18 protein-coding genes are annotated in these 18389 nt (G+C 65.4%); 5 read left to right on the top strand and 13 right to left on the bottom strand.

What is annotated here, in order from left to right; translation table 11 throughout:
* Positions 1-14: 14 nt before the first annotated feature.
* The 7 genes from atpG to BCL79_RS08885 all read right to left on the bottom strand — a co-directional run bounded on the left by atpG (position 15) and on the right by BCL79_RS08885 (position 5259).
* Entirely contained in the window at positions 15-878 is an 864-nt protein-coding gene (gene atpG, locus BCL79_RS08855) for a F0F1 ATP synthase subunit gamma (RefSeq protein WP_088433765.1), read from the bottom strand.
* Between the two features lie 76 nt (positions 879-954).
* Positions 955-2502 carry a F0F1 ATP synthase subunit alpha gene (gene atpA, locus BCL79_RS08860; protein ID WP_088433869.1) on the bottom strand — a complete coding sequence of 516 codons (1548 nt, stop codon included), beginning with the start codon at positions 2500-2502 and terminating at the stop codon, positions 955-957.
* 44 nt (positions 2503-2546) lie between these two features.
* Positions 2547-3074, bottom strand: a complete 528-nt coding sequence (locus BCL79_RS08865) for a F0F1 ATP synthase subunit delta (protein ID WP_088433764.1) — start codon at positions 3072-3074, stop codon at positions 2547-2549.
* 3 nt (positions 3075-3077) lie between these two features.
* A complete protein-coding gene (locus BCL79_RS08870; protein ID WP_088433763.1) occupies positions 3078-3548 on the bottom strand; it encodes a F0F1 ATP synthase subunit B in 471 nt (156 codons plus the stop codon).
* Between the two features lie 111 nt (positions 3549-3659).
* Complete coding sequence (gene atpE, locus BCL79_RS08875) at positions 3660-3962, bottom strand: F0F1 ATP synthase subunit C (protein WP_088433762.1); 303 nt, start codon at positions 3960-3962, stop codon at positions 3660-3662.
* A 66-nt stretch (positions 3963-4028) separates the two neighbouring features.
* The gene (atpB, locus tag BCL79_RS08880) at positions 4029-4859 is read right to left on the bottom strand and encodes a F0F1 ATP synthase subunit A (RefSeq protein WP_121040081.1); all 831 of its coding nucleotides are present in this window, start codon (positions 4857-4859) and stop codon (positions 4029-4031) included.
* Between the two features lie 31 nt (positions 4860-4890).
* The gene (locus BCL79_RS08885) at positions 4891-5259 is read right to left on the bottom strand and encodes a hypothetical protein (RefSeq protein WP_172407534.1); all 369 of its coding nucleotides are present in this window, start codon (positions 5257-5259) and stop codon (positions 4891-4893) included.
* A 538-nt stretch (positions 5260-5797) separates the two neighbouring features.
* Between BCL79_RS08885 and BCL79_RS08890 the strand changes: the two genes are divergently transcribed.
* A complete protein-coding gene (locus BCL79_RS08890; protein ID WP_121040084.1) occupies positions 5798-6616 on the top strand; it encodes a hypothetical protein in 819 nt (272 codons plus the stop codon).
* Positions 6617-7105: 489 nt separating this feature from the next.
* On the opposite strand, the gene lpdA is transcribed toward BCL79_RS08890, so the two are convergent.
* From lpdA to BCL79_RS08910, 4 genes are all read right to left on the bottom strand, one after another.
* Positions 7106-8920, bottom strand: coding sequence for a dihydrolipoyl dehydrogenase (lpdA, locus tag BCL79_RS08895; RefSeq protein WP_121040087.1), 1815 nt, complete (start codon positions 8918-8920; stop codon positions 7106-7108).
* Between the two features lie 17 nt (positions 8921-8937).
* The gene (locus BCL79_RS08900) at positions 8938-9585 is read right to left on the bottom strand and encodes a hypothetical protein (protein WP_428999418.1); all 648 of its coding nucleotides are present in this window, start codon (positions 9583-9585) and stop codon (positions 8938-8940) included.
* A complete protein-coding gene (gene aceF / locus BCL79_RS08905; protein WP_121040090.1) occupies positions 9582-10985 on the bottom strand; it encodes a dihydrolipoyllysine-residue acetyltransferase in 1404 nt (467 codons plus the stop codon). Before aceF ends, BCL79_RS08900 begins: the two co-directional genes overlap by 4 nt.
* A gap of 200 nt (positions 10986-11185) precedes the next feature.
* On the bottom strand, positions 11186-11707 hold the full coding sequence (locus tag BCL79_RS08910; RefSeq protein WP_121040094.1) for a DNA-deoxyinosine glycosylase: 522 nt from the start codon (positions 11705-11707) through the stop codon (positions 11186-11188).
* Positions 11708-11899: 192 nt separating this feature from the next.
* On the opposite strand from BCL79_RS08910, the gene BCL79_RS08915 reads away from it, so the two are divergent.
* The 3 genes from BCL79_RS08915 (at position 11900) to glpK (ending at position 15736) form a co-directional block, all read left to right on the top strand.
* Positions 11900-12532 (top strand): OmpW/AlkL family protein, encoded by a 633-nt coding sequence (locus BCL79_RS08915; protein ID WP_019183623.1) that lies wholly within the window; start codon positions 11900-11902, stop codon positions 12530-12532.
* Positions 12533-12694: 162 nt separating this feature from the next.
* Positions 12695-14188 carry a glycerol-3-phosphate dehydrogenase gene (gene glpD, locus BCL79_RS08920; protein WP_121040098.1) on the top strand — a complete coding sequence of 498 codons (1494 nt, stop codon included), beginning with the start codon at positions 12695-12697 and terminating at the stop codon, positions 14186-14188.
* A gap of 48 nt (positions 14189-14236) precedes the next feature.
* Positions 14237-15736, top strand: coding sequence for a glycerol kinase GlpK (glpK, locus tag BCL79_RS08925; protein ID WP_121040100.1), 1500 nt, complete (start codon positions 14237-14239; stop codon positions 15734-15736).
* A 72-nt stretch (positions 15737-15808) separates the two neighbouring features.
* On the opposite strand, the gene BCL79_RS08930 is transcribed toward glpK, so the two are convergent.
* Together BCL79_RS08930 and BCL79_RS08935 are read right to left on the bottom strand one after the other, a co-directional pair.
* A complete protein-coding gene (locus BCL79_RS08930; protein ID WP_121040102.1) occupies positions 15809-16603 on the bottom strand; it encodes a MetQ/NlpA family ABC transporter substrate-binding protein in 795 nt (264 codons plus the stop codon).
* Positions 16604-16716: 113 nt separating this feature from the next.
* Positions 16717-17682 (bottom strand): helix-turn-helix transcriptional regulator, encoded by a 966-nt coding sequence (locus tag BCL79_RS08935; RefSeq protein ID WP_121040104.1) that lies wholly within the window; start codon positions 17680-17682, stop codon positions 16717-16719.
* Positions 17683-17772: 90 nt separating this feature from the next.
* Here BCL79_RS08935 and BCL79_RS08940 point away from each other — a divergent pair, with 90 nt between their 5' ends.
* Positions 17773-18384: a hypothetical protein gene (locus tag BCL79_RS08940; protein ID WP_121040106.1), complete on the top strand. Its 612-nt coding sequence runs from the start codon at positions 17773-17775 to the stop codon at positions 18382-18384.
* The last annotated feature ends 5 nt before the right edge of the window (positions 18385-18389 follow it).

Below are 18389 nucleotides of genomic sequence, written 5' to 3' on the forward strand. Positions count from 1 at the left end.
TTTGACTGTGCGCGTCAGACTGCTGCCGCGCCGCCGACGATTTCGGAGATTTCCTGGGTGATCGCTGCCTGGCGGGCCTTGTTGTAGACCAGCTGCAGGGTTCCGATCAGCTTGTTCGCGTTGTCACTGGCCGACTTCATCGCGACCATGCGGGCTGCATGCTCGGACGCGACGTTTTCCAGCACCGCCTGGTACACCAGCGACTCGACGTACCGCGTCATCACGTGCTCGAGCACGGTCGCAGCGTCGGGTTCGTACAGGTAGTCCCAGTCGTGATGCGCGACCTGCTTCTCAGCAGCCGGCAACGGCAGCAGCTGATCGAAGCTGGCTTTCTGCGTCATCGTATTGATGAAGCGGTTGTAGACCAGGTACACGCGGTCGACCTTGCCGTCGGTGAATGCATCGAGCATCACCTTGATCACGCCGATCAGCTGTTCCAGGTGCGGCACATCGCCCATGTGGGTGACCGTGCCGACCATGTTGACCTTGACGCGACGGAAGAAGGTCGACGCCTTCTGGCCGACGGTGACCACATCGATCTCGGCACCCTTGTCCTGCCACTGGCGCACTTCGCCCAGCATCTTGCGGAACAGGTTGTTGTTCAGGCCGCCGGCCAGACCGCGGTCGGACGAGACCACGATGTAACCGACGCGCTTGACCTCGTCACGCTGGACCAGGAACGGATGCTGGTAATCGGTGCTGGCCTGGGCCAGGTGACCGATCACCTGCTTCATCGCCTGCGCATACGGACGCGACGTCTTCATCCGCTCCTGCGCCTTGCGGATTTTGGAGGCCGAGACCATTTCGAGCGCACGCGTCACCTTGCGGGTGTTCTGCACGCTCTTGATCTTGGTTTTGATTTCGCGTCCGCTTGCCATCTCTTATTCCCGTAGAGCGAAGGGGTGCTCCGCTTTGTCACAGTGAAGCGGGGCAACGCCCCGCTCTACATGCGGCTTACCAGCTGCCGGTGGTCTTGAACTCGGTGATGCCCTTCTTGAAGGCAGCCTCGATATCGTTGTCCCAGCCGCCGGTCGCGTTGATCTTGTTGATCAGCTCGCCCTGGGTGTTGGCGAAGTGGGCATGCAGACCTTCTTCCAGCGCCAGCAGCTTGTTGACCGGCACGTCGTCGAGGTAACCCTCGTTGACGGCGTAGATCGACAGCGCCTGGTTGGCGATGGACATCGGGGCGTACTGCTTCTGCTTCATCAGCTCGGTGACGCGCTGACCGCGCTCAAGCTGCTTGCGGGTGGCTTCGTCCAGGTCCGAGGCGAACTGCGCGAACGCCGCCAGCTCACGGTACTGGGCCAGCGAGATACGGATGCCGCCGGACAGCTTCTTGATGATCTTGGTCTGGGCCGCACCACCGACGCGCGACACCGAGATACCGGCGTTCACGGCCGGGCGGATGCCCGAGTTGAACAGATCGGTTTCCAGGAAGATCTGGCCGTCGGTGATGGAGATCACGTTGGTCGGCACGAAGGCCGAGACGTCACCGGCCTGGGTTTCGATGATCGGCAGCGCGGTGAGCGAGCCGGTCTTGCCCTTGACGGCGCCGTTGGTGAACTTTTCCACATACTCTTCGGACACGCGGGCAGCGCGCTCGAGCAGGCGGGAGTGCAGGTAGAACACGTCACCCGGGTAGGCTTCACGGCCCGGCGGACGCTTCAGCAGCAGCGAGATCTGGCGGTAGGCCACGGCCTGCTTGGACAGATCGTCGTACACGATCAGCGCGTCTTCGCCGCGGTCCATGAAGTACTCACCCATGGTGCAGCCCGAGTAGGCGCTGATGTACTGCATCGCGGCCGATTCGGACGCGGTCGCAGCGACCACCACGGTGTGCGCCAGGGCGCCGTTCTCTTCCAGCTTGCGCACGATGTTGGCCACGGTCGACGCCTTCTGGCCGATCGCGACGTACACGCACTTGATGCCGGTTTCTTTCTGGTTGATCACCGCATCGATGGCCAGGGCGGTCTTGCCGGTCTGGCGGTCACCGATGACCAGCTCGCGCTGGCCGCGGCCGATCGGGATCATCGAGTCGACGGACTTGTAACCGGTCTGCACCGGCTGGTCGACCGACTTGCGCCAGATCACGCCCGGCGCAACGCGCTCCACCGGCGCGGTGGCCTTGGCCGCGATCGGGCCCTTGCCGTCGATCGGCTCGCCGAGCGCGTTCACGACGCGGCCCAGCATTTCCGGACCGACCGGCACTTCCAGGATGCGACCGGTGGTCTTGGCGACGTCGCCTTCGCGCAGGTTCTGGTAATCACCCAGCACCACGGCGCCGACCGAGTCGCGCTCCAGGTTCAGGGCCAGTGCGAAGGTGTTGTTCGGCAGTTCGATCATTTCGCCCTGCATCACGTCGGCCAGACCGAAGATGCGCACGATGCCGTCGGACACGCTGGTCACGGTGCCTTCGTTGCGCGATTCCGCGGCCAGCTTGACCTTCTCGATGCGGTTCTTGATCAGTTCGCTGATTTCGGAGGGGTTGAGCGTGGTTGCCATCGTCAAGTCCTAGTGCCGGCGATCACGCCGGACGTTAAATGAATTCAGTTAGCGAGCGCGGTCTGCAGGCGCGACAGCTTGCCCTTGAGCGAGCCATCGATGACCACATCACCGGCGTCGATCACGGCACCGCCGATCAGCGACGCATCCACTGCGGTCGTCACATCCACCTCGGCGCCGAAGCGCTTGCGCAGCGCGGCCTTGATGGCGTCCAGTTCGGCGCCGGACAATTCGGTGGCCGAGGTCACCGTGGCCTTGACCACGTGTTCGGCTTCAGCGCGCAGCTGGTCGTACATGCCGGCGATTTCCGGCAGCAGCGGCAGACGGTGCGCATCGGCCAGGATGGCCAGGAAGCGACCGAAGGTCTCGCTGGACGATTCCGGCACCAGCATCGCGACGGCATCGCCGCGATCCAGTTCCGGGTTCGACAGCAAGGCCGCCACGCGCGGGTCGGCAGCTACGTGGGCGGAGAACGCAAGCGCGTCCGACCACGGCGCGAACGTGCCTTCGTCGCGCGCGGTCGCGAACGCGGCGCGGGCATACGGGCGTGCAAGCGTGAGGGCCTGGCTCATCGATCAGATCTCCGAGGCCAGCTCGTCGAGCAGCGCCTTGTGGGCGTTGGCGTCGATTTCGCGCTTGAGCAGCTTTTCGGCACCGCTTACGGCCAGCGCGGACACCTGCTTGCGCAGATCTTCACGGGCACGGTTGGCGGCAGCGTCGATCTCGGCGTAGGCCAGATCTTTCTGGCGGTTGGCTTCGACGATGGCTTCATTCTTGGCGGCATCAACGATCTGGTTGGCGCGTGCATGGGCCTGATCGATGATCTCGTTGGCCTTGGTGCGCGCATCCTTCAGTGCATCGTTGACCTTTTCCTGGGCCTGGGCCAGGTCTTTCTGGCTGCGGTCAGCAGCGGCAAGGCCTTCAGCGATCTTCTGCTGACGCTCTTCGATGGCGTTCATCAACGGCGGCCAGATCTTGGTCGCGATGATCCAGATCAGTCCGGCAAACGCCAGTGCCTGGGCAACGAGGGTAAAACCGATATCCATGGGGTTCGCTCAATCTGGGGTGATGGGGTGGTTGCGCCGCCCGAAGCGGCGCAGCCGTCCTTCATCCGCGATCAGGCGCACAAGGCGCCTGATCGTTTCGCTTTCGCTGGATCAGCCCGCAACGGCCGGCAGACGTGCAACGAACTCGCCGATGGTCGGGTTGGCAAAGGCCAGCAGCAGGCCGACGGCGACCGAGATGATGAACGCGGCATCGATCAGGCCGGCGGTGATGAACATGCGGACCTGCAGCACCGGAATCAGTTCCGGCTGGCGCGCGGCCGATTCCAGGAACTTACCGGACATGATGGCCAGACCGAGACCGGCACCCAGCGCGGCCAGGCCGATCATGATGCCGACGGCGAGGACGGTGGAGCTCTGGACTTGGGCGAGGTTGGTCAGGACGGCGAAGTACATGGTTTTCTCCTGGAACTTTGGATAACTAAGGGTTTAGAAACAAACGGATGAAGGGTGAAGCGAAACTCAGTGAGCGTCTTCCGACAGGCTCAGGTACACGATGGACAACATCATGAAGATGAACGCCTGCAGCGGAATCACCAGCAGGTGGAACAGCATCCAGCCCAAGCCGAATGCACCGCCTGCGATGGCACCGGCGATACCCGCACCGCCCAGCACCCAGATCAGCAGGAAGACGATCTCACCGCCGAACATGTTGCCGAACAGTCGCATCGCCAGCGAAATCGGCTTGCTCAGCCACTCGACGATGTTGAGGATCAGGTTGAACGGGAGCATCCACTTGCCGAACGGCGCGGTCAGGAATTCCTTGGTGAAGCCACCCAGGCCCTTGGAGCGCAGCGCGAAGAACAGCATCAGGAAGAACACGCTGATCGACATGCCCAGGGTGGCATTGACGTCGGCGGTGGGAACCGGCTTCCAGAACGCGTAATCATGCGGATGGGCGGCGCCCATCATGCCGGCCACCCACTGGGTGAAGGCATTCATCGGGTAGCCGATGAAATCCGCAGGAATCATCTTGATGAGGTTCATCAAGAGGATCCAGAAGAAGATGGTGATCGCGATCGGGGTCACCAGCTTGCTGGTGCCGTGGTAGGTGTCCTTGGCCTGGCGGTCAACGAACTCCAGGCAGATCTCGATGAACGCCTGCCACTTGCCCGGGACGCCTGCGGTCGCTTTGCGCGTGGCCATCCAGAAGGCGAACACCATGATCAGGCCCATCAGGACCGACGTGGCGATAGTATCCAGATGCAACGCCCACGGGCTGTCACGCATCACCACAAGATTCTGCAGGTGATGTTGGATGTAGGAGGTGGGAGTTAGCGCCTCGCCTGCCATGTGTCCGGAACCTTGAGTTAAATAAATTGGATCAGCGCCTGGCCAGAGCCAGGACCTGGAACATCAACCCGACGGCGATACCGGCCAGCAGCGCCAGTGCAGGCAGCTTGAAGACCAGGAACCCCACCATCAGGACGCCGAATACGAGCACCCACTTTGCCACCACCGCCAGGATCAGGCGGGTCATCGCCGAACCTGCCGCCTGCACCCCGCCGCCCAGCGCCATCCGCGCGGCGACCCAGCCGGCTGCAGAAACCGCCACACCGGAGAGCAGCGCCCCCAGAGCGGCCTTCGGGCCTCCCCACAGCAGCAGGGCAAGAGCCAGGACAGCCACTGCAGCCAGCGGGTAAACCGCTGCGCGCAGCATCAGTCGCCGACCCGCGTCAACGGAGTTCAGCACGTGAATGTCCTGCATGGTTGTGAGTAGGAAAGGCCGAGGCAGCAAGCCAGCGCCTCGTCGAGCCGCCAAATTATAGCAATGGGACAATTTGAGAGACAACCGCTGCCTGTTCATCCCGGATGTAAGCCCGCCGTTGGGGGGTTGTGGAAACCTGTTCCACCCTCGGGCCAATCCCACTGCGCAAAGAGGCGCCCGATGCGGCAGTGCAACATGTTGAACTTTGGTCGCGCACCCGGGTCAGACCCATCAGCCTGCCGTTGAATCCTCGTCGGCGTCCCGCGCGCAGGCCAGTACAGGGTGGCCCCGAAGCCCTCTCCGGGGCCACCCTCTTTTTGCGGTGCTGCCTGTGTGATCCAGAATCAGGCCCAGCGCGGCCGGTCGTGAACGGTGATTCCATCCGAAAACGGCCACGGGGCAGACCTGTGTGCCCTCTGTCTGCATGAACGGTACACACTGCGTCCACCATACCTTCACGAATGGTGGACGTCGCAGTGGGCAATGTGACGGCACATCACTAGAACCACCGCAAGGACCCCCGATGCGCCCGATGCTCTCCCTGCTTGCCGTGCCAGTCGCTCTGGCCGCACTCTCCTACGCCGCTCCGTCCCACGCCGCCGAAGGCGATGACCGCTTCGCCCTGCGCCTGGGTGCGATGCAGATCGATTCGGACAACACGATCCGTGGCAACACCAACATCGCGGGTCAGGACGTTGGCTTCTCCGAAGATTTCGGCCTCGGTGGCAAGGAATGGGAGCCGCGCATTGACGGCATGTTCCGTATCAGCAACCGCCAGCGCCTGCTGTTCAACTACTTCAAGTACGACAAGGATCGCCGCGAGACCCTCGATCAGGGTGTCAGCTTCGGCGATACCACTGTGCCGGCCGGCAGCTTCATCAAGGGTGAGCTGAAGTACCAGGTCGCCAGCCTGGTGTATGACTACTCGGTGGTGGACACCGAGAAGTTCGACCTCGGCCTGCAGCTGGGTGCCGAGTACGCCAAGGTCAGCACCAAGGCCTACGCCGATGTCGGCGACCTGTACCAGGGCGAGTTCCTGGACGAGAAGGCCGACGGTGTGGCGCCGGTGGTCGGTGCACGCTTGAGCTTCACGCCGTCCGAGAAGTGGATGATCACCTTCCAGGGCCAGTACCTGAACACCAAGTGGGGCAACTTCGACGATTACGACGGCGACCTGAGCCGCGCCAATGCGATCGTCGATTACCGCTTCACCAAGAACTTCGGCGTGTTCGCCGGCTACGACTGGTTCAAGCTGGACGTGGACCAGAGCGGCAGCGATGGCACGATCGGTCTGAAGCAGGAGTTCAAGGGTCCGGTGGCTGGCGTCAGCTTCGTCTTCTAAGCCCTTCGCACTACCTCTCTCCAAGCGCGGCCTCCGAAATATCGGGGGCCGCGTTTTTTTTGTGCGCTTTGTTTTGGGGAGCAACTGCGGGTTGTTTGGGGGTCGGGCACGGACACCCTGTCGTGCGAATGTCCCCCGGCGACGGCCTGTGGCCGCCACCTCCTCCTTGATTTCGCACCACAGGGTATCCGTGCCCGCCTCGACAAATTCCGGTGGTGGCCTGCAGGAGAGCGTCAGGCGCTTCGTTCCGCAAACCGGGCCCCGCCGCGGCCGGTAGGCCGTTGGGCAAAATCAAGGAGGAGGCAGCCGCCGTGAGGCGGATGCCGGGGGACATTTGCCCAACGGCCTACCGGCCGCGGCGGGGCCCGGTTTGCGGAACGAAGCGATCCCGAGCGAAGCTGGATCGACAACACCAGCAACAAAAAACCCCGGCGTTCACCGGGGTTTTTCGTTGAACCGGAGCCACCACCCAGGGCGGTGATCGACCGATTATTTCTTCTTCGGCATGTACAGATCGGTGATCGTGCCGTCGTAGATTTCCGCGGCCATCGCCACCGATTCGCTCAGCGTCGGATGGGCGTGGATGGTGTGGCCGATGTCTTCGGCCTCCGCACCCATCTCGATCGCCAGGCCGATCTCGGCCAGCAGATCACCCGCGTGCACGCCGACGATCGCACCACCGATGATGCGGTGGGTCTCTTCGTCGAAGATCAGCTTGGTGAAGCCCTCGGTACGACCGATGCCGATCGCGCGGCCGCTGGCGGCCCACGGGAACTTGGCCACGCCGACCTTCAGGCCCTTGGCCTTGGCTTCGGTCTCGGTCACGCCGACCCACGCGATTTCCGGATTGGTGTAAGCCACCGACGGAATCACCCGCGCCACCCACTCCTTCTTCTCGCCGGCGGCCACTTCCGCGGCCAGCTTGCCCTCGTGCGTAGCCTTGTGGGCCAGCATCGGGTTGCCGACGATGTCGCCGATCGCAAAGATGTGCGGCACATTGGTGCGCATCTGGCGGTCGGCCGGGATGAAGCCACGGTCGGTGACCTGCACGCCAGCCTTCTCGGCATCGATCTTCTTGCCGTTCGGCGAGCGGCCCACCGCGACCAGCACGCGGTCGAAGGTGGTGGCGTCCAGGCCCGGCTTTTCGCCTTCCACCGCCGCTTCGAAGGACACGGTAATGCCGGTCTTGTCGGCCTTGACGTCGGTCGCCTTGGTCTTCAGGTGGACCTCGACGCCCTGCTTCTTCAGGCGATCGGCCAGCGGCTTGACCAGGTCCTTGTCAGCGCCCGGCATCAGCTGCTCCATGAACTCGACCACGGTCACCTTGCTGCCCAGCGCCGCATACACCGTCGCCATTTCCAGGCCGATGATGCCGCCACCGACCACCAGCAGCGACCCCGGCACGTCGGCCAGTTCCAGCGCATCGGTGGAATCCATCACGCGCGTGTCGTCCCACGGGAAGTTCGGCAGCTTCACCGCCTGCGAACCGGCCGCGATGATGCACTGCTCGAAGCGCAGCAGCTGGGTCTTGCCGTCGTCGCCGACGATCTCCAGCTCATTGGCCGAGACGAACCTGGCCAGGCCCTGCACGGTGCGCACCTTGCGCTGCTTGGCCATGCCGGCCAGGCCCTTGGTCAGCTGGGTGACCACCTTTTCCTTGTAGCCGCGCAGCTTGTCCAGGGTGATGGTCGGCTTGCCGAACTCCACGCCGAAATCACCGGCGTGGGCGACTTCATCGATCACCGCGGCGGCGTGCAGCAGCGCCTTGGACGGGATGCAGCCCACGTTGAGGCAGACGCCGCCGAGGCTGGCGTAACGCTCGACCAGCACGGTGTCCACGCCCAGGTCGGCCGAACGGAAGGCAGCGGTGTAACCGCCCGGGCCTGCGCCCAGCACCACCATCTTGCACTCGATATCGGCCGGCTTGCCCGACGACAGCGCCGGCTGCGGCGCGGCCGGTTCGGCCGGGGCGCGGTGCGACGGGGTCACCGGGGGCTTGCTGGCCGGAGCGGCCTCGGCCTTCGGCGCTTCCGCCTTGGCCGGCGCGGCAGGCGCGGCGGCCTCGCCTTCGGCTTCCAGCAGCAGCACGACGTCGCCTTCGGAGAGGTTGTCGCCGAGCTTGACCTTGATTTCCTTGACCACACCGGCGGCCGAGGACGGCACTTCCAGCGTTGCCTTGTCCGATTCCAGCGTGACCAGACCCTGGTCCTTCTTCACCGTGTCACCCACGGCGACCAGCAGTTCGATCACCGGGACACCGCTGTAATCGCCGATGTCGGGAACCTTGATTTCAATTGCGGCCATTCGTGTTCTCCTGGTGCTCAGCCGGCCTTGCCGCCGAGCAGTTGCTGCAGTTCGTCGAGCGACTCGTCCAGATCTTTCCAGCGACGGTCGAGCTTCTTTTCCTTGGTGTCGCTGGCTTCGATCAGCAGCGCCACCTGTTTCATCATCAGCCGGCCCGCGCCGCACGCCGGCCGGGTGCCGCTGTAACGCTGGCCATCCACGGTGAAGGACAGCACGTCACCGTCCAGCACCGGCGCCTTGCGGTCGCCGGGCACCTGCGCGGCCAGCGCGGCCTGCCAGCTGTGCAGCAACCGCTGCGCCAACGGCGCCGGGATGCTGACCTGGTACTGGTCCGGGGCCTGGTCCACACGCAGTTCCACACCGCCCTGGCGGGCGCCGCTGTTCCAGGTGTAGACGCGCTTGTCGGCCCGGCTGTAGCGCAGGGTCCATGCCTGGTCCTGGGAGCCGGGCAGCAAGGCGACGCCGGTCTCCACGCCACTCTTGGGCAGGCTCACCAGTGACAGCGCAGGCTGCACCGTGCCATCGAACAGGGTTTCCACCGCCTGGCCATAGTTGCCGACCGCCGGTGGCCAGCCATGGCCCAGGTCGGACGCGCATTCGCGCGCGCCCGCCTGCGCCATCGGCAGCGCCATCAGCAGCCCGGCCAGGACCAGGCCCTGCTTCACAGCAGGACGCGCCGCATGTCGGCCAACACCTGCGAGAGGTAGGTGGTGAAGCGGGCAGCCAGCGCGCCGTCGATGACGCGGTGGTCATAGCTCAGCGACAACGGCAGCATCAGCTTCGGGGCGAACTCCTTGCCATTCCAGACCGGCTGGATCGACGACTTGGACACGCCCAGGATGGCCACTTCCGGTGCATTGACGATCGGGGTGAACGCCGTGCCACCGATGCCGCCCAGCGAGCTGATCGAGAAGCAGCCACCGCTCATGTCGGCCGGGCCGAGCTTGCCGTCGCGGGCCTTCTTGGCCAGTTCGCCGGACTCCTGCGCGATCTGCACCACACCCTTCTTGTCGACGTCGCGGATCACCGGCACGACCAGGCCGCTCGGCGTATCGGCTGCGAAGCCGATGTTGAAGTACTTCTTCAGGGTCAGGTTCTCGCCGCTGGCATCCAGCGAAGCGTTGAACTCCGGGAACTTCTTCAGCGCCGCGGCGCTGGCCTTGACCAGGAAGGCGAGCATGGTCAGCTTGATGCCGGCCTTCTCGTTTTCCTTGTTCAGCGCCACGCGCAGGGCTTCCAGCTCGGTGATGTCGGCCTGCTCGAACTGGGTGACATGCGGAATCATCGCCCAGTTGCGGGCCAGGTTCGCACCCGAGATCTTCTTGATCCGGGACAGCGGCTGGACCTCGACCTCACCGAACTTGCTGAAGTCGACCTTCGGCCAGGGCAGCAGGTTCAGACCGCCACCGGCCGCCACAGTACCGCCGGTGGCAGCGCCGCCGCCGGCCAGGGCCGACTTGACGAACTTCTGCACGTCGGACTTGGTGATGCGGCCCCCCTTCTCGGTGCCGCTCAGCTGGTTCAGGTCCACGCCCAGCTCGCGGGCGAACACGCGCACGGCCGGCGAAGCGTAGGGCACCTTCTGCGGCAGCACGCTGTCGGCGTTGAAGGCCACCGGCGGGCTGGTCGGCGAGCCACCCGACGGGGCAGCGGCGGCCGGGGCCGGCTGGGTCGGCTTGGCAGCGGACTGCTCGATATCACGGGCGGCCAGCTTGTCCGGCTCGGCCTGGGTGGCGACCGGCTCGACCTTGGTCGCGGTCTCGGCGGCTTCGGCCTTGGCAGCGGGGGCCGGGGCAGCAGCAGCGGCCGGCGCAGCGGCGGCTTCGCTGACTTCGATCAGGGCCACAAGCTTGCCCTCGGAGAGGTTGTCGCCGATCTTGACCTTGATTTCCTTGACGATACCGGCCACCGAGGACGGCACTTCCATCGTGGCCTTGTCCGATTCCAGCGTCACCAGACCCTGGTCTTTCTTGACGGTATCTCCAACGGCGACCAGCACCTCGATTACCGGGATATCGCTGTAGTCACCGATATCGGGGACAAGTGCTTCCTTGATTTCGGCCATGGGGAAAACTCCGGCAATCTGGTGTAGGGAATCGCCTATTGTGGGGGCTTCGCGCGCCAGCGCCAACCAGCTTGGCGAATTTTCAGCGCCGCTGTCCCGGGACAGGCTGTTGCAGGCATCTGCTTTGGCCGGATTGGGCTTGGCACAGTGCAAAGTGGAATTTTCCAGTCGGTACCGTATTGTCCGGCGCTGTCCCCGCCTCAGCGCCGGATGGCATCGGCCAGCGGCTGCCATGCCTCCACCAGCCGAGGCAACGGCCACGCCGCGTTCGCCGGGCTGGTGGAGGGCAGCGACCAGACCGGCACCTCGTGCGCCGCATCAAGCAGCGCCGGCACGATGAAACGCTGGAACGCCCGGTACGCGGTGCCGCCATTGCAGGCGATCGCGCGCAGCGCAGGCCATCCGTCGATCAGTACCCCAAGCGCATTGGGCACTTCACTGCCGCGCACGATCGACGCATCCAGGCTGCCGCGTCGCTCGCACTGCCCGATCACATCCCACACGCCCACACCGCGCGCGTTCAATGCGCGCACGCGATCCGGATAAGGAAGCGCCGCGTCGATCCCGCACAGCACGCCCATCAGCGGCCAGAAACGATTGCGCGGATGGGCGTAGTACTGCCCTGCCTGCAGCGATGCGACACCCGGCATCGAACCGAGTACCAGCACGCGGCAGTCGATGTCCAGCTGCGCAGGGAAGCCGATGCACGTTGTGGTTTCCATCACACCATCACCAGATGAATGAATGTCAGGCATCGCATCATCGCCCGTAAATGCAGCGGTTTCGCACTGATCGCTGAATGGAAACAACTAAATTTTAACGTGCGTCGGATGCGATTCATATTGCGGGGACTACGGTTGCCTCGCCCCACAACACCGGGGCCCAGAACAAAAACATCCTGAGGAGATTCCCCCATGCGCTCCATCCGTACCCTGACCCTGGCTACCCTGACTGCTCTTGCTTTTGCGCCGGCTGCTTTCGCGCAGGACAGCACTGTTGATACCGCTTCTGGCAAGCACTTCGCCGTGGTCGGCGGCGTGTCGCTGCTGCAGCCCAAGAACGATCCGCTCGATGGCGTGCGCAAGGTGGACGGCGGCCCGGCCCCGACCCTGAGCTTCAGCTACTACATCAACGACAACTGGGCCGTGGAACTGTGGGGCGCAGCCGACAAGTTCGATCACCGCGTGCGCGGCACCGATGGCGCCCGCCTGGGCACCGTCGAGCAGCAGCCGATCGCGCTGAGCGGCCAGTACCACTTCGGCCAGGCCGACAACGTGTTCCGTCCGTTCGTGGGCGCCGGTTACTACGAGTCCAACTTCAGCAATGAAGACCTCGCCAGCGACATCGGCCATATCGGCGTCAAGACCGCCAAGGGCGCGATCGGCACCGTCGGCGTGGACATGAACATCAACAGCACCTGGTTCGCCCGTGCCGATGCCCGCTACATGCATTCGCGCCCGGAGCTGACCGTCAACGGTGAAGGCACCGGCGACAAGGCCAAGCTGGATCCGTGGACCGTGGGCTTCGGCATCGGCGCGCGCTTCTAAGCACGCCGTTCCACTTCCACGCAATAAGTACAACGGGCCCCTCGCGGGCCCGTTGTCGTTGTGGGGCCTGCAACGTGGGGCCTGAAACTTTCATCGGGCGTTGCCGGCCGGTGGCCGACACTGGGGTGACGATGGACCGGACCGGTCCGCCCCGGGGAGCCGATGAGCGAATCCTTCGACGTGCTGGTGGTGGGCGGGGGCATCAACGGCGCCGGCATCGCCCGCGACGCAGCAGGACGCGGCCTGTCGGTCTGCCTGTGCGAGCAGGATGACTTGGCCGCGCACACTTCCAGCGCCAGCACCAAGCTGATCCATGGCGGCCTGCGCTACCTGCAGCAGGGCGAGTTCGCGCTGGTACGCAAGGCGCTCAACGAACGCGAAACGCTGCGCCAGCTTGCGCCGCATCTGATCGCCCCGACCCGCTTCGTGCTGCCGCATGCACGCCATCTGCGCCCGGCGTGGATGCTGCGCACGGGCCTGTGGCTCTACGACCACCTTGGCCATGCCAATCCCCATTTTCCGCGCTCGCAGCGCATCGACCTGCAGCGCGATCCGAGCGGCGCTGCATTGCAGCCCGCCTACCGGACCGGCTTCACCTACGCCGATGCACGCGTCAACGATGCCCGGCTGGTGGTGCTCAACGCGCTCGATGCGCATGAGCGCGGCGCCGACATCCGCACACGCACCCGCTGCGAACAATTGATCCGCCACCACGATCACTGGTGGGCCGTACTGCGCACCGCCAACGGCGACGTGCAGCGCCTCCGCGCGCGCTGCGTGGTCAATGCCAGTGGGCCGTGGGCCGGCACTGTGCTGGAACGGGCCGGACTCGATGCCCCGTTGGGAGTGCGGCTGGTGCAGGGCAGCCACCTGGTGGTGCCGCGCCTGTTCGCCCATGACAGTGCGTACCTGTTCCAGCAACCCGACCAGCGGGTGGTGTTCGCGATTCCGTTCGAACAGGACTTCACCCTGATCGGCACCACCGATACCGACTACGACGGCGACCCGGCGCAGGTGCAGCCCCGCGCCGACGAACAGGCCTATCTGCTCGAGGCGGTGAACCGGTTCGTGCGCGTTCCGGTGCGCGCCGAGGACATCGTCTGGCGCTACAGCGGGGTGCGCCCCCTGTTGGCCGATCATCACCGCGATGCATCGCGGGTCACGCGCGACTACCGGCTGGCGGTGGATACGGCCGGCGCGCCGCTGCTGAGCGTGCTGGGCGGCAAGCTCACCACCTACCGCGCACTGGCCGAGGACGCGCTGGGGCGGCTCGCACCCGCGCTGCCGGAGATGGGCGCGGCGTGGACTGCCGGTGGGCCACCGTTGCCGGGGGGCGATGGCGGCACCGCCATAGAGGTGGCCGAGGCGCTGCAGCGTGACCACCCTCGCCTGCCCCCTGCCCTGCTGCAGCGCCTGGCCCGCAGCTACGGCACCCGTGCGGTCGGGCTGCTCGCCGGCGCACAGACACTCGACGCGCTGGGCCAGGACCACGGCGGCGGCCTCTACGACCGCGAACTGGACTACCTCATCGCGCACGAATGGGCCCGCACCGCTGACGACGTGCTGTGGCGCCGAAGCCACCTGGGCTTGCGCGTGGGCGCGGCACAGCGAGAAGCGCTGGCCGCCAGCCTGCAGGCGCGTGTTTCGATGCCGTAGGCTGTACGCCTGTCACGCCTCACGGCATCGATTTCCACGGAGCAGACCATGGACAAGCACTACGTGCTCGCCATCGACCAGGGCACGACCAGTTCGCGCGCCATCCTGTTCGATCATGCCGGGCGCATCGCCGGCAGCGCGCAACGCGAGTTCACCCAGATCTTCCCGCAGCCGGGCTGGGTGGAGCATGACCCGCGCGAGATCCTGACCAGTGTCTACACCACGATCACCGAGCTGTTGAACCGCTACCAGGTGGACCCGCGCACGATCGCCGGCATCGGCATCACCAACCAGCGCGAGACCACGGTGGTCTGGGACAAGGCTACCGGGCAGCCGATCCACAACGCCGTGGTGTGGCAGTCGCGGCAGAGCCATGCGATCTGCGAACAGCTCAAGGCCGATGGCCACGAGCCGCTGATCCGGCGCAAGACGGGGCTGTTGATCGATGCCTATTTTTCCGCGACCAAGATCCGCTGGATCCTCGATCACGTCGAGGGCGCACAGGCACGTGCTGAACGCGGCGAGCTGCTGTTCGGCACCATCGACAGCTGGTTGATCTGGAACCTCAGTGGCGGCCAGGCGCACGTCACCGATGTCACCAATGCCGCGCGCACGCTGCTGTTCGATATCCATGCGCTGCAGTGGGACGATGAACTGCTGGCGCTGTTCAACATCCCGCGCGCGATGCTGCCGCAGGTGCGCAGTTCCAGCGAGGTGTATGCCACCACCCAGGCGCAGTTCTTCTTCGACCAGCACCTGCCCATTGCCGGCATCGCCGGCGACCAGCAGGCCGCGTTGTTCGGCCAGGCCTGCTTCGAGCCGGGCATGGCCAAGAACACCTACGGCACCGGCTGTTTCATGCTGATGAACACCGGCGAGAAGGCAGTGGTATCCGAGAACGGCCTGCTGACCACCATCGCGTGGGGCATTGATGGACGTGTGGAGTACGCACTGGAGGGCTCGATCTTCGTCGCCGGCTCGGTGGTGCAATGGCTGCGCGACGGGCTGCGGATGTTCGGCAAATCCAGCGATTGCCAGGCCTATGCCGAGCGTGCCGCGGACAATGGCGGCGTGTACCTGGTACCCGCGTTCGTGGGGCTTGGGGCGCCGTACTGGCGCAGCGATGTGCGCGGCGCGATGTTCGGGCTGACCCGCGGCACCACCAAGGAGCACTTCATCCGCGCGGCGGTGGAATCGATGGCGTACCAGACCCGCGACGTGCTGGCGGCGATGCAGGCCGATGCGGGGATCGAGCTGAAGGAACTGCGCGCCGATGGCGGTGCGATCGCCAATGACTTCATGGCGCAGTTCCAGAGCGACATCCTGGGCGTGCCGGTGCTGCGCCCGCAGGTGGCCGAAACCACCGCGCTGGGCGCGGCCTATCTGGCCGGGCTGGCCACCGGGTTCTGGCGCAGCCGGGCGGAGATCGCCGAGCAATGGGCGGTGGACCGCCGCTTCACCCCGCAGATGCCGGTGGATCAGCGCGAGGCGCTGTACAGCGGCTGGCAGCAGGCGGTGGAGGCGACGATGGGCTTCCGCGTGGGCTGACGCCCGCGTCGGCGATCATTGCCGCGCGGGTGCGGCCAGCCACGCATGGCGTGGCTCTACCGTGGGTGCCGGTCAGAATGCCGGGAGGACCGCACCCTTGTACTTCTCGGCGATGAAAGCCTTCACTTCCGGGCCGGTCAGGGCCTTGGCCAGCTGCTGCACGCGGGCATCGTCCTTGTTGTCCGGGCGGGCGACGAGGAAGTTCACGTACGGCGAATCCTTGCTTTCGATCGCCAGCGCATCCTGGGTCGGGTTGAGCCCGGCATCCAGCGCGTAGTTGGTATTGATCAGGGCCAGATCGACCTGGTCCAGCACGCGCGGCAGCATCGCCGAATCCAGCTCGCGGAACTTGAGCTGCTTCGGGTTGGCGATGATGTCGCGCTGGGTCGCCAACGCATTGGTCGGGTCCTTGAGCGTGATCACGCCAGCCTTGTGCAGCAGGATCAGCGCGCGGCTGTTGTTGCTCGGGTCGTTGGGGATCACCACGTCGGCACCGTTGGGCAGCGCATCAAGCGATTTGAAACGACGCGAGTACGCACCGAACGGCTCGATATGCACGCCGATCACCTTGACCAGGTCGGTCTTGCGGTCCCGGTTGTAGGCGTCCAGATAGGGCTCGGTCTGGAAGTAGTTCACGTCAACCTGCTTCTGCACCAGCTGGTCGTTGGGCTGCACGTAGTCATTGAAGACGCGCACATCCAGGGTCAAGCCTTCCTTTTCCAGGATCGGCTTGACCACGGCGAGGATCTCGGCGTGCGGCACCGCGGTGGCGGCAACCACCAGCTTCTTGGAATCGTTGGCCGGCTTGCCGCAGGCAGCCAGGGCCAGCGAGGCGGCGAGCAACGGGAGCAGCAGGTACTTTTTCATGGGGGCAGCGGGATCCATAAGGGCAGCAACGCCCCACGATACCGCACGCCCCGGCCCTTGCGGAATCCGGGGCATATGACCCCACGGCATGAGCCGATGCCGGCCCGGCCGGCTTACTCGTAACTGGTCAGTGCCAGTGCCAGCAGCGCCTTGGCCTGTTCGCGCAGCATCACCGGCTCTACGATTTCCGCGTCCGAGCCGTAGTGCAGCACGTCCATCAGCAGTTCGCGCGAGACGCTGTAAGGCAGTTTCAACTCATAGCGGCCATCGGGCAGGAAGCGGCCCTGCTGCTTGGAATGCCAATGCTCATCGGCCACCCAGCGTGCGGCCTTGGCACTGAACACGATGGTGGCCCAGCCCTTGGGCGGCCCGGAGAAGATGCCGTAGCTGGCGCCCAGCTGTTCGTCCAGCTCGGTCTCATCCACATCGCGCGCGGTGGTATCGATCACGCGTGCCTTGTAGATGCGGTCCACCGCGAAACTGCGCAGGCCTTCGCGGCCGTGATCCCACGCATCCAGGTACCAGTTGTCGCGGTAGTGGGTCATGCGCTGCGGCGACACGGTGCGCTGGGTGGCCTCATCGGTGGAGCGGGCCCGGTACTCGAAGGCCAGCTGCTTGCGCTCCAGTACCGCCGAGGCGACGGCGCGGAAGCTGGCTTCATCGAACTTGCGGCCGCGGTGCGGAATCACCCGGACCCGGTCAACCGGCCAGGTCGAGACGCCGGCCTGTGCGGCCAGCAGGCCTTCAATCCGCTGCTGCAGCGGGGCCAGCACCGAGGACAGCACGCCGCCCCCCGTGCGCGAGAGCAGGTGCTGGGAGGCCAGCAGCGCGTGCAGTTCTTCCGAGCTGAGCCACAGGCCCGGCAGCTCGAAGCGGTCGCTCTCGTCGGCCTGGTAACGGAAGCCCGCCTCGCCGTCGCCTTCCACCGGGGCCATCAGCGCATCGCGCAGGAAGGCCAGGTCGCGGTAGACAGTCGCGCGGGAACACTCCAGTTTTTCCTGCAGGGCCGCCACCGTTACCGGGTAACGGGCGGACTTGAGCAGGCGATGCAGGGCGTTGATGCGTTCATATCGGTCCATGACCCGATTATGTCCGAGTCGCCGTCGTTGTGGCGGCTTCGGCTGCATCTTCGGCTATCGTGGGGCCCCCACCGCCTGCTGCCGCCCGTCATGCGCCTGTTGCCCGCCCTTGCCCTGTCCGCCGCCGCCCTGCTGCTCAGTGGCTGCGGACGCAGTGAAACGCCCGCGGCTGCGGTGCCTGCCGCGGCCGCACCGGCGGCCGACCCGGTCGGCACCGTGCTGGCCGCCAGCCAGCGCTTCGGCCAACTGCACAGCTTCCACGCGGTGATGAAGATGCAGGGCCCGCGCGCCCTGGAGGCGCAGATGGACTACGTGGCCCCGGACCGCTATCGGCTGATCACCGACGATGGCCCGCAGACCATCATTGGCGGCACGTTCTTCCTGCAGCGTGCCGGCGAAGTACGCCAGATCCCGGTGCCCGAAGGGATGCTGGCCCAGTGGCGCAATCCATTGCCGGCCGATCTGGAGCCGGCACAGCTGCAGGTGCGCGACCTCGGCGAAGACCGCGCCGGTGGCCAGCGCGCGCACAAATACGAGGTGCGCCATGCAACCGCCGCGCCGGATGGCCTGCTGTACTGGGTCAATGCACAGGGCCTGCCGGTGCAGATCGAGCGCAAGGGTGAAACCAACGGGCAGCCGTTCCGGATCACCGTGACCTATTCGCGCTTCGACGACGCCTCTCTGCGCATCGATATTCCCTGAACAGG

Source organism: Stenotrophomonas rhizophila (genome assembly GCF_003651185.1).
GTDB classification, from domain to species: domain Bacteria; phylum Pseudomonadota; class Gammaproteobacteria; order Xanthomonadales; family Xanthomonadaceae; genus Stenotrophomonas; species Stenotrophomonas maltophilia_Z.